Annotated in this window: 10 protein-coding genes; 3 read left to right on the plus strand and 7 right to left on the minus strand. The window is 57.4% G+C overall.

What is annotated here, in order from left to right; all coding sequences use genetic code 11:
* From B4U49_RS03190 to B4U49_RS03205, 4 genes are all read right to left on the minus strand, one after another.
* The coding region (locus B4U49_RS03190; protein WP_275078274.1) for a transaldolase family protein at window positions 1-464 on the minus strand (464 nt) is incomplete at its 3' end.
* Between the two features lie 49 nt (window positions 465-513).
* Window positions 514-1,449 carry a tRNA dihydrouridine(20/20a) synthase DusA gene (dusA, locus tag B4U49_RS03195; protein ID WP_239692456.1) on the minus strand — a complete coding sequence of 312 codons (936 nt, stop codon included), beginning with the start codon at window positions 1,447-1,449 and terminating at the stop codon, window positions 514-516.
* A gap of 191 nt (window positions 1,450-1,640) precedes the next feature.
* Window positions 1,641-2,849, minus strand: coding sequence for a glycerol-3-phosphate dehydrogenase/oxidase (locus tag B4U49_RS03200; protein WP_078083132.1), 1,209 nt, complete (start codon window positions 2,847-2,849; stop codon window positions 1,641-1,643).
* A complete protein-coding gene (locus tag B4U49_RS03205; protein WP_078083133.1) occupies window positions 2,833-3,525 on the minus strand; it encodes a glycerophosphodiester phosphodiesterase family protein in 693 nt (230 codons plus the stop codon). Before B4U49_RS03205 ends, B4U49_RS03200 begins: the two co-directional genes overlap by 17 nt.
* Before the next feature lie 326 nt (window positions 3,526-3,851).
* On the opposite strand from B4U49_RS03205, the gene B4U49_RS18795 reads away from it, so the two are divergent.
* Window positions 3,852-4,151, plus strand: a complete 300-nt coding sequence (locus B4U49_RS18795; RefSeq protein WP_143735502.1) for a hypothetical protein — start codon at window positions 3,852-3,854, stop codon at window positions 4,149-4,151.
* Between the two features lie 101 nt (window positions 4,152-4,252).
* Complete coding sequence (locus B4U49_RS03215; RefSeq protein WP_078083135.1) at window positions 4,253-4,939, plus strand: fimbrial biogenesis chaperone; 687 nt, start codon at window positions 4,253-4,255, stop codon at window positions 4,937-4,939.
* A 26-nt stretch (window positions 4,940-4,965) separates the two neighbouring features.
* Here the strand turns inward: B4U49_RS03215 and B4U49_RS03220 are convergent, their stop codons facing one another.
* From B4U49_RS03220 to B4U49_RS03230, 3 genes are all read right to left on the minus strand, one after another.
* Window positions 4,966-6,039: a hypothetical protein gene (locus tag B4U49_RS03220; protein WP_078083136.1), complete on the minus strand. Its 1,074-nt coding sequence runs from the start codon at window positions 6,037-6,039 to the stop codon at window positions 4,966-4,968.
* On the minus strand, window positions 6,026-8,194 hold the full coding sequence (locus tag B4U49_RS03225) for a TcfC E-set like domain-containing protein (protein ID WP_239692455.1): 2,169 nt from the start codon (window positions 8,192-8,194) through the stop codon (window positions 6,026-6,028). The genes B4U49_RS03220 and B4U49_RS03225 overlap by 14 nt, the downstream gene beginning before the upstream one ends.
* Before the next feature lie 404 nt (window positions 8,195-8,598).
* Window positions 8,599-9,165, minus strand: a complete 567-nt coding sequence (locus B4U49_RS03230) for a hypothetical protein (protein ID WP_078083138.1) — start codon at window positions 9,163-9,165, stop codon at window positions 8,599-8,601.
* Window positions 9,166-9,471: 306 nt separating this feature from the next.
* On the opposite strand from B4U49_RS03230, the gene gltX reads away from it, so the two are divergent.
* The gene (gltX, locus tag B4U49_RS03235) at window positions 9,472-10,947 is read left to right on the plus strand and encodes a glutamate--tRNA ligase (protein ID WP_078083139.1); all 1,476 of its coding nucleotides are present in this window, start codon (window positions 9,472-9,474) and stop codon (window positions 10,945-10,947) included.
* Window positions 10,948-11,118: the final 171 nt, after the last annotated feature.

An 11,118-nucleotide genomic window follows, 5' to 3' on the forward strand; every position in this document is an offset into this window, starting at 1 on the left:
AACAGCAGGGTCAGGTTGCAGTGGATACCTTCGCGCTCAAGCACGGAAGCGGCGCTGATGCCTTCCCAGGTTGAGGCGAGCTTGATCAGCACGCGCTCACGGGCCACACCCGCCTGCTCGTACATGGCGATCAGCTGGCGGGCGTAATCGATGCTCGCCGCGGTGTCGAACGACAGGCGCGCATCCACTTCCGTGGAAACCACACCGGGCACAATTTGCAGAATTTCGTGGCCGATAGCGACCGCCAGTTTCATCGACGCGAGTGCAATCACATCGCCGCCTTTCTTCTCGGCCCAGGTGAGGGCGTCTTTCAGGTGCTGTTCGTACTGGGGAAGCTGCGCGGCCTTGTACAGCAGGGAGGGATTGGTGGTGGCGTCTTCGGGCTGATAGCGGCGGATGGCTTCAATATCGCCGGTGTCCGCAACCACCAGACTGCGCTGTTTGAGTTGTTCGAGTTTATTCATTTTCCCTGCTTCCTTAACTTTCGATCATTCGGTCCAATCTATAGCGCCGTCACGCGGCATCTGTTACCAGTGCCAGTGCCTGCTCGAGCACTTCCGGCCCCGCGCCAGCGGTGTGTGCGTGCTCACTCAGGTGGCGGCGGAAACGCCGTGCACCGGGCACGCCCTGAAACAGTCCCATCATATGTCGGGTAATGTGATTGAGACGCTGTCCGCGCGCGAGTTCCCGTTCGATGTACGGCAACATATTGCCGATCACCGTAGCCGGCGTCGGTCCCGGCTCGCCGCCAAACAGCGCTGCATCCACTTCCGCCAATATACCCGGCGTCTGGTAGGCGGCTCGGCCGAGCATAACACCATCCAGTTGCTGTAGATGCTCGCGACAGTCCTCAATTGTGTTGATGCCGCCGTTAAGGACAATTTCCAGCTGCGGGAAGTCCTGTTTTAGCTGGTACACCATGTCGTATTTGAGCGGTGGTACCTCGCGGTTTTCTTTCGGACTCAGACCATTCAGCCAGGCTTTGCGCGCGTGCACGATAAAGGTGCTGATACCCGCTTCGGCCTGGGCTTCCACAAACCGGGTCAGGCCCGGGTAATCTTCCATATCGTCGATACCGATACGGTGCTTCACCGTCACCGGAATGGAAACCGCGCTTTTCATCGCGCCCAGGCACTCGGCCACCAGATCCGGCTCCGCCATCAGACAGGCGCCAAAACGCCCCTTCTTCACCCGGTCACTGGGGCAGCCGCAATTGAGATTGATCTCGCTGTAACCCCACTGCTCGGCAATCTCGGCACAGCGCGCCAGATCCTGCGGATCACTGCCGCCGAGCTGCAGCGCTACCGGTTGCTCTTCTACGTTGAAGTCCAGGTGGCTTTCCTTGTCGCCAAACAGGATGGCACCGGTGGTAACCATTTCGGTATACAGCAGCGCATGCTTGCTGAACTGCCGCCAGAAATAACGGCAGTGGCGGTCGCTCCAGTCCATCAGGGGGGCGGTGCAGAAACGATGCGAGACGGCCGTCGCCGTGCCGGAAGTGGCGGGGCGGGAGGGCGCCGGATTAGCGGATGCGGGGTTTTGAACAGAGTGGGGCATAAACAGCGATCAGACGGTAAATCAGCGCGCAGTATAACAAGAGAACGCCGCGAGGCTGTGGCTTGCCGCTGCCAGATGGAATGTCAGAGATTGCGTTCTTTGGCATCCACGGGGGTATCGCTCTTATGGAGTGGCGCGGCAGCGGTCCAGTCCTGTTCTGCCGCCAGCATGGGGCGTAGTTTCTTCACCACGCTGCGTGCGGTCGCCCGGTAGCTGGTGAGCTTGCCCCCGGCAACGGCGACAATGCGCGGGTGTTTGTCGTTATCGCTGCAGATCATGGTCTCGCGACTGCGAGAGAACGGATTGCTACTAGCGTGGGGGAGTACCCGCAAGCCGGCAAATGCATCGCTCAGTTCATTGAGCTGCAATGGCCGGGTTTCCGGGAAATACTGTTTCAGAGTACGCAGCAGGTAGGCCTTTTCCTCCAGTGTGGGTGTTACCTCTGAGGGATCGCCGTGATAGGGGCGCTCGGTGGTACCCACGAGGGTCTCGCCCTGCCAGGGCATCACAAACACCGCGCGTCCATCTTCCGCCTCCACGTAGAAAATCTTGTTGGCGAGCTTCAGTGGCACCTGGATATGGGTTCCAGCCACCAGTTCCAGGGGCGGCAGCTTGGCACTGGGAGCGCATTTGCTGTTGGTTTCTTCAACCCAGGGGCCGGTGCAGTTGACCAGCGCGCGACAGTGCAGGGTGTTGAGCTGGCCCTTGTGGAAGTAATCCACACGCACGAACTTGTCGGTCACCTCAGCACCTACGAGGCTGCCCGGGCAGATCAACTCGGCACCACTGCGCACTGCGGTCTGGATAACCTCGCGGGTGAGCGCCGCGTCGTCGGTTTGGGCGTCGTAATAGCGGTATACCGCCAGCAGGTCGTCATTGTTCAGCCCGCACAGGGCCTCGTAATCCTGCAGGCTCACGGAGCGAAAGCGCGCCTGCGAAGAAAACAGCCCGGCCAGCAGGGCGTAGATACTGAGTCCCAGGCGGACTTTCCAGGTGGGGCGTCGGCTGTGCCGGTAAACCGGGATCAGGAAGGGCACCATATGCACCAGATCCGGTTTGTTGGCCAGCAGCCAGCGGCGCTCCTTCAGGCACTCGTATACCAGTGAAAACTGTCCGCTCTCCAGGTAGCGCAGCCCGCCGTGGATCAACTTGGAGGAGCGAGAGGATGTGCCGTACGCCACGGATTCCTGTTCCAGAATGGCGACGCGATGGCCGGCCGCGGTGAGGGCTTCCGCCACCCCCGCGCCCTGGATACCCGCGCCGACTACCAGAACATCATATTCCGTAGACATTGCTCGCCTCCTGGGAGCGCATCAGCAGTGGCAGGTTTCCGGTGAGGATATGGTGTGCGCCCCGGTGATGCCAATGTACGGCGCCCTGGGCAGTGTTTATCTCGTGCACCACCCATTGCCAGGGGCCCGGTGGCAGTTCCTGGCAATCTACCGCTGCGTGATCTATCAACAGGTAATCTGGCGCAAGGGTCACCACCTCTGGGGAAAGGCTGCGGCCCACGTTCGGTACGCGCAGTGCTACCTGGTCAAACCCCAGGTTACGGGCCAGGCGCAGGCTGCGCAGGTCTGAGGTGAGAATGACAAAGGGATCTGTGGAACCGTGGATTTCATCCAGCAAGCGCCGGATCGCCAGCTCCGGCTTCACCATCTCCAGCGTGGCCGGACTTATCTCCACAAACCACTCCAGATGCCGGTGCCGGTTGGCCCACTCCACCATAAGCTGAAAGCTGCTCAGCGGTAATGTCTGCAGATCCTTGTCTTTCAACAGGTGTAGCGGTGTCGAGATACCGGATCGGCAGAGCTCAACACCCTCGCCGGCACAGCACCAGGGCGTGTGATCCTTGCTGAACTGAATTTCGGTGGCGATGGCACAGGCGCCAAGGCCATGCGCAGCCTCAAACGCGGGCAGGGTGTTTTCCGGGTGGTGAATTTTGTCGCCTAAATGCGCAATCAACATCGATGTGCGTTCCTGCCGGGAGCGGCCTTATTGTGTGAATTCAGGTGGGGGAGATACAGCACAATCTCTAATTGAAAAATAGTTGGTGTGGAGTGGGTTGCAAGCGGCATATGGCGTCAATCGTTACTCGGGATTGCCCTGTGTGGGGGTGCCAGGCACCGGTATCCGGTTCAGCACTCTATGCTGAAAGCGTCAGGGGTACTGAGTAAGAGGTTTGCGGTTTGGCCCGGGTTTCCGCTTTACCGGAGTGGTGGTTTTTTTATGGCGTTGTTGTCGCTCTGCTGGCTTTAGTGCTTTGCAGGTCACCTGGTGTTCTGGCGGATGATATGAGCGGGCATTCCACCGCGGGCAAAACTGCCACCGCTTCTCTTAGAATCACCCTCTCCATCCCATCCCGGGCGCGTGTCAGAACAGACGCCGCTGGCGCAGAAACCCTGTGCCTCATGCATATTCCGGCCCGTTTTCTTCAGGTGAGCTGGCGCAGCTCCGGCTCAGCGCGATCAACCGATACCCGCAAACCGCTGGCCCGCCTCCGGGGTAATCCCTATGTGCGCGACTGCATTCCGCTGGATACTGCTCGAGTGGAAAAGCGTGACCGGGGATATCTGCTGATTACTGCCGAGTAGCGCCCGAAGAGTGGCTTCTTCCGCGGTACTAACGGCGGTTGTTAATCCCCTGCAAGCACTTAAAATGGCGTCAGACTATTTCAAAAAGCTGTGAGTCGGCCATGAAACATTTATTTGCTGCAACATTGCTAGTTCTGGCCCAGCCGGTGTGGGCGGCCATGTCCCTGGATAAGATCATTCTCTATCTGGAGGACAAGCCCAACTCACGTGAAGACATCGTGGTTACCAATCCCGACAATGAAACCCTGTACCTGCAGACGGAGATCTACCGGGTAGACAATCCCGGTCAGCCCGATGAGAAGCGGGTGCGTGTGATCGACCCGAAAGACTTCAAACTACTCGTCAGCCCCTCCAAAGCCGTGATTCCCGCGGGGGAGCAAAAGCGGTTTCGCCTGATGTCCCTCGAGCAGGAGCTGGATAGGGAAAAGGTCTATCGGGTGACGTTCAAGCCGGTGGTGGGGGATATCAAAACCGATAAAACAGCTTTAAAGATTCTGGTGGCCTATCAGGCGCTTATTTTTATCCAGCCACAATCCGCTCAATACAAGTTGTCACTTGAAGAGGGCGCTGGCAACAAGTTGGCGATAGCCAATAGCGGTAATGTCAACGTAGAGGTCAGCGATATCCAGTACTGCAAGACCTCAACACAATGCGCGCCGGTGGAGCAGGCGGGAAGAATTTACAGCGGAGCAAAGCTGTCTCTGGGAGGGGATTTCACTGCCGGGGGCTATCTGGAGCTGCTTGCCAGAAGTGGTCGCGAGTCGGAGAGGCTCAAGCTCCCTCTGTAAAACATTTGGGCTGACGAGCACCGGGATTATTGCATTTCAACCGTCAGGGTTAGTGTGTCGGTGTACTGGTAGTCCTGGGGATTGTTCAGGTTGGCTGCGGGAATCGTCAGGTCCAGCAGCATGTTCTCATCGCTGTAACCGATGCAGTCTGCCGAGGAGTGCCCATTCCATTCTTTTTGTGTGAATACCCCTTCCGTTAGCTTTGCCTTCTTTTTTGGCGGCTTTTCGCTTTGCACGTTGATCTCGTAGGCAATGGTGTCGGTGCCGGAGGCGCCACCCAGTAAAAACTGTCCGCTGCCATTCAGGCTGTCGGCCCTGAGGGTAAATTTGGTCGAGGCCGTGGTATACACGCAAAAGCTTTGCTGTGCGTTGATATCATTTCCTGGGGCCGGCATTTGCAGCACCATATCCTCTAGCCCGCTGATTCGGATTCCTGCACCAACGACCAGCGTGATATCTACGGACAGTGGTAGTGCCAGTTCCGTTCTGTTATCTGAAGCGCTCGATCCTTTACAGATGATCGGGTTGTAAGGATCGTCGGGGCTTCCCCACGGGTTGCACTGGTAAAGGTAAAACTGCAGTGTTCCGCGATAAATTCCCGGCACCGGTGCCGTCGAGGGAGTTGGCTCTATGGAAAAACTCACCGGAGTCTGCTGGCCATTGGCGCCACCGCGAAAGCGGGTGCTGGTTTCCTGGCCGGGAATAATCGCGGTCGACGTAACTGCGGGATGATGAAATTTTAACGATACGGGTATGTCGTCGCCGGGACCACTCAGCAGGAACGCCTGATTCAGGGAGGGACCCGTTACTTCAATGGTGTAGTCGCGGGATTTGTCGCAGTAGGCTGTGGACCACTCATTGCCCTCCCAATCTGCCCAGCAGCTACGGATGCTAAATGGAATGGTCAGGTCTCCTTCGTACTCCAACACCTGTTGTGTGTCGTCAAGTCCGCACACGCCCAGTGCTTTATCAGGTACAGGCATGATGCCGGAGCCATCTCCGCAGGGATCCTGATTGCTGGACTGTGCCTGCGTCGCTGTTGTTTTCAGCATCAGCAAGAGCGCGAGCAAAACAAGGTGGCGGGCGTTATTTCGCCGCATAGATTGCTCCTCTTGTTTGCCCATCGGGACAGCGGGCTGTCGCCAAGTCCACAATACCGATATTGATCCAGTCCTCGTTGGCAGTCTGCTCTGGTATCGCTACCTCGCACTTGCCCCACTGCACCGGAGGCACCCGAAGGGTTTTGGGTTTGCCGTGAATCTCAATCTGGAATACACCGAAATCGTCCGTGACTGCCGCGTATTTACCAATCGAAATTTTGGTGTTTACCATGGGTTGGTCGCCATTCATCAGGCGGCCCAGTACCAGAATGACGGTTTGCACCGCGTAATCCGTAGTAGCAACGTTTCCGGGGTATAGCGTAATGGTTTCATAGGTTTCCCGGTAATCGTGGAAACCGTCGGCCAGTGGCCGTAAAGATAAATTATAGGTGCGGAATGCTGGCAGGCTGATGACAGACTGGGTACCGCCCTTGGCATAACCCCGGCGAGCACCGTCGACCAGGATTTCAAAATCCTCATTTTCGGACCCAATGATATCTACAATCACCGCGCTGTTGAGAGTGCGTTCGCCGCCCCAGGAAAAGGTATCCCCAGAACTCATCAGCGAGGTACTGAAACTGCCCAGGTAGTTGGTCGTACGCAAACCGGAGTCGCGGTTATCGCGATAGCTCAGGGTCGAGGTCCCATAGCCTCGCCGGCCGGCAACACGGGTCTGGCTGCCGAGGTAGGTATTGTCTGCAGAGGCTTCCGCAGAAAACTGTTGGGAAACATCGTAAGCCCAGAGGTCGCGATCATTCCAGCTGCTACTCATTCCTGCGCGGGCAAAACCATTTCCCGATTCGTCTCGGTCATAACGCAAAGTACTGCCACTACTCCAGCGATCGCCACGATGGCGGAATTGGAAAGTGACTGCGGTCAACTGCTGTTCGCTGTCGGCAATACTATGGGAAAAGCTGAAGTCCCCGTACCAGGAGCGCGTGCGCAACAGGTTGCGCTGGAATTCAAAGGTCGTCAGCTTCTGTCCGCGAGCAAGATTACCATCCAGGATGATGTCGGGAGAGTCCAGTGCGCGAGTGCGGTCACTTTCGCTGTGGCGAATCGATGCCCGTCCACCGAATATGGCACTGCTCAACGTCACGTTACGATTGAACGTGTCTCGCGTAAGTATGTTGTATGTGCCGGTATCGCCCGTGATGTTCGGGGAGTCTGTAATGCGAGTTTCACTGGCACCGAGGTCAAAATAGGGGGTATGCAGCTGCGCAAGTAAACGATAGCCGCGGCTGCCGTCACTGCCGTAAATCGCACTCGGCGAAAACTCAAAGTGCTCCTGCAACCAGCGCGTGCCGAGTTCCAGTGCCTGCTGGGAATCCGAAGAGGCAAGTGTGCTGAATAGACCCGCATTGTCCGAGATCCGCCGGGCGAGGCTGCCTTTCAGATAATAGGCTTCCGCTTGTTCCGGCAGCGTATCAAACTCGGTACTTCTCGCCGGTTTACCCGCGAGTACTTCCCAGCTCCATTCCCCAGCGGGTGGAAGCAGGGCATCCTTGGCAAAAAACTGGGTGTAGCGTCCCAGCGGTCGCCCACCCTCATCATAGGTTTGGACTTCCACCTCGTAAGCGCCGCCGGGCAGGTTACTGGTGTCCAGGAGCTGGTTACCGGCCTCAAGCATGGTGCTGTAGATGAGTCGGCCTTCCCGGAGGATTTCCGCCCGCCCGCGGGTAGGCATGTTTACCTCCAGCGGGGTACCTTCGCGGTAGAAGTTGTCGGCGCGACTGTTGTTCGAGCTGCGGTAGTGCACTCCGTAGAGGTAAGGGGAGGGGATAAAACTACTGAAATAGCTTTCCGGCTGTATCAGTCCAAGAGAGTAGGCCTTACCCTGATAGTCCCGCGTCCAGTGCAGTTCGTGCACAAACGGGTTGCCTTCATCCGTAGCTGACCAACGGCTGTGTAGACCGCTCTCGCCAAAGCTCAAAATTGATGTGCCGAACAGGGATGCACTGCGGGTCGTCTGTCCCAGATTGGTTTCTACCCCCGACCAGGCACCGGTCAGATTCTGAATAAAAGAGAAGTCACTGGTGGCGTCCGGCAGATACGGCGTATCGATCGCGGCCTGCTTGGGAAGGAGTTCAGGGGCTACAAAGATATCCAGCCGGAAACGACTGTCGTCATAAATGACCGCCAAAGATTCGGGCACAAGGTAACCGCAATTCTGTTGGCTTTTGAGGCGACAGACTTTATGGGAGTTTCGTGGCTGCGCCTCGCTCAATGCGGATAAAACGAGTTCCGGTTTCGGAGATTGCGGCAAGAGGCCAAGTACCGCCAGTGGATTTACAAACGTAATCGTTTGCAAATCCACAGTAACCTGAGTGCTGCCAACGGGGCGGCCACCGAAATAGACGTCTACAACCAGGTTTTCTGGTTCGGTGAGATCTTCAAAACCTGCTGGGGCTGCTGTTTCAAGGGTAAACGCTGCTGCGGCGGCACTGAGTGCCACGTCGCTTTGGGCTCCGAGCAGTAGTGAAGAAACACATACCGCGAAATAGCGCTTCATCGCATGGAACAAAAGCGCCGGTTATGACCCCGGCGCTTTTTCCCGTCTTATTCGCCGGCAACAGTTACAGTCAGGGTGTCACCGTAGACTGCGTCAACTGCCGCTTGCCATTCGGCTGCGGGCACAGAAACGATGACCTGAGCGTTCTCGCCGCTGGCACAAGACAGGTTATCTGCCAGTGCGTAAGGTGAGGCGTCGATGTCACCGGAGCTTGCTACGATGGTGTCACCAGTGGCGGTATCAATAACGTTGTTAGCAAAGGCAACGTTGTAGTTCATGGTGTCCGGAGTGGTTCCGTTGCCCAGCAGTTGGAAAACACCGGTGTCCAGACCGCCATTGGTGCTGGAAAGGTTGACGGTGTACTGGGTATGGCCGATACCACCCACACAGATATTTTCGCGGCCAACAATGGGGGCGTCCGGGGTGGCGCCATCCACGGTCAGTGTCATGTCGTCGAGCATTTTTACGACGATTGCGCTATTTACGTTGAGGATGATATCGAAGCTGCCCTGGGAGGCTGCATCATCGACATCGCCCTGTACCGGGGTGGCAGAAGCGGTCAGTGCAGTAGCGCTTAAAGCAAAGGCGGCGACAGCAGCAAAACACTTGTTCATTGTTCAAAGTCCTGATTCTTGATGTGTTGTCGTTGTTCCGTGTGCATTCTTTGAGCACACTTTTGGCGTCGTTTACAACAAGTTGGCGGTTTTTTCTCCAGCTTGAACGACAATGAGGCGATAATACCGGTTCTGTGACTCGAGTCACGGATTTTTTTGAAAATATATAATTTCTATGCTCGATAGTCCGTTTGGGTTGGAAATACAGGTTTTCGCGCCATCTTTCCCTGCCACTGGGCGACCTACGGTCGCGGCGATATAATGCCGCGCCTCGAAACCTGCCAACTCAACCCAATCAGGCGACTTATGACCGTAAGAACCCGTATTGCTCCATCCCCCACCGGTGATCCCCACGTAGGTACTGCCTATATCGCGCTGTTCAACCAGTGCTTCGCCCAGGCGCAGGGCGGCCAGTTTGTGCTGCGTATCGAAGATACCGACCAGGCGCGCAGTACCCCGGAATCCGAGCAGGCCATTCTCGACAGCCTTCGCTGGCTGGGTCTCGACTGGCAGGAAGGCCCGGATGTGGGCGGCCCCCACGGTCCGTATCGCCAGAGCGAGCGCGGTGACATCTATAAGAAGCACTGCGACGAGCTGGTCGCCAAAGGCCACGCTTTCCATTGTTACCGCACAGCGGAAGAATTGGATCACTTGCGCGCCCAGCTTCAGGAAGCTGGCCGCGTAACCCTGAAGCCCAGCGACCTGGCCCTGCCGGCGGAAGAGGTGGAAAAGCGCAAGGCTGCAGGTGAGCCCTACGTGGTGCGCATGAACGTGCCTGAGAGTGGCACCTGTGTTGTGGAAGACCTGCTGCGCGGCACCATCGAGATCGACTGGGCCCAGGTGGATGCACAGATCCTGCTCAAGTCCGACGGCATGCCCACTTACCACCTGGCCAACGTGGTGGATGATCACCTGATGGAAATCACCCACGTACTGCGCGGTGAGGAGTGGATCAACTCCGCGCCCAAGCACAAGCTGCTGTACGAATACTTCGGCTGGGAAATGCCGGTGCTGTGCCACCTGCCGCTGCTGCGCAACCCGGACAAGACCAAACTGTCCAAGCGTAAGAACCCCACCTCTATCCTCTATTACCAGCGCGCTGGCTTTATGCCCGAGGCGCTGCTGAACTACCTCGGCCGCATGGGCTGGTCCATGCCCGATGAGAGCGAAAAGTTCACCTTGGACGAGATGCTTAAGCACTTCGACATCCAGCGTGTATCCCTCGGTGGCCCGGTGTTCGATGTGGAGAAGCTCAGCTGGCTGAACGGCCTGTGGATCCGCGAACTGGAAGACGCCCAGCTCGCCGATCGCCTGCAGCAGTGGCTGTTGAACCGCGAGAACCTGCTCAAGGTCCTGCCCCACGCCAAGGGCCGTATGGAAACCTTCGGCGACTTCGCACCGCTGGTGAGTTTCCTTGCCGCCGGCAAATTGCCGCTCACCGAAGACAGCTTTGCCGGCAACAAGATGGAGCTGGATGACCAGAAGAAGCTGCTGCAATTTGCCCTCTGGCGCCTGCAGGCCCTGCGCAGCTGGAGCAAGGACAGCATCTTCGCGGCGATGAAAGAGCTCTCCACCCAGATGGAAGTGAAGCTCAAGGACTTCAACGCACCCTTGTTCGTCGCCATCAGTGGAACCACCGCGTCCTTCTCGGTCATGGATGCGATGGAACTCCTCGGTCCCGACCTCAGCCGCGCGCGCCTGCGCCAGGCCATCGAGGTACTGGGCGGCGCCGGCAAGAAGGTGCTGAAGCGCTGGGACAAAGAGTACGCCAGTCTCGCTTGAGCCTCTCCGTCATGCCGGTGAAACCCGGCATGACGAGCTGGTCTCTAACTATTTGATTAAAAAGTTATTTTTCTTGTTGACAGGGAGCGGGGCACTGTTAAAATGCGCCCCGCTTTCGACGGAAACGTCAACTGAAAGCACCCATATTTGGGGCTATAGCTCAGCTGGGAG

It is taken from the genome of Microbulbifer mangrovi, assembly GCF_002009015.1.
Lineage (GTDB): Bacteria > Pseudomonadota > Gammaproteobacteria > Pseudomonadales > Cellvibrionaceae > Microbulbifer > Microbulbifer mangrovi.

Bases quoted from the DNA above. Each gene is read 5' to 3' on its own strand.
- dusA (WP_239692456.1), bottom strand. From the start codon at position 1,449: ATGGACTGGAGCGACCGCCACTGCCGTTATTTCTGGCGGCAGTTCAGC.
- B4U49_RS03200 (WP_078083132.1), bottom strand. From the start codon at position 2,849: ATGTCTACGGAATATGATGTTCTGGTAGTCGGCGCGGGTATCCAGGGC.
- B4U49_RS03205 (WP_078083133.1), bottom strand. From the start codon at position 3,525: ATGTTGATTGCGCATTTAGGCGACAAAATTCACCACCCGGAAAACACC.
- B4U49_RS18795 (WP_143735502.1), top strand. From the start codon at position 3,852: ATGAGCGGGCATTCCACCGCGGGCAAAACTGCCACCGCTTCTCTTAGA.
- B4U49_RS03215 (WP_078083135.1), top strand. From the start codon at position 4,253: ATGAAACATTTATTTGCTGCAACATTGCTAGTTCTGGCCCAGCCGGTG.
- B4U49_RS03220 (WP_078083136.1), bottom strand. From the start codon at position 6,039: ATGCGGCGAAATAACGCCCGCCACCTTGTTTTGCTCGCGCTCTTGCTG.
- B4U49_RS03230 (WP_078083138.1), bottom strand. From the start codon at position 9,165: ATGAACAAGTGTTTTGCTGCTGTCGCCGCCTTTGCTTTAAGCGCTACT.
- gltX (WP_078083139.1), top strand. From the start codon at position 9,472: ATGACCGTAAGAACCCGTATTGCTCCATCCCCCACCGGTGATCCCCAC.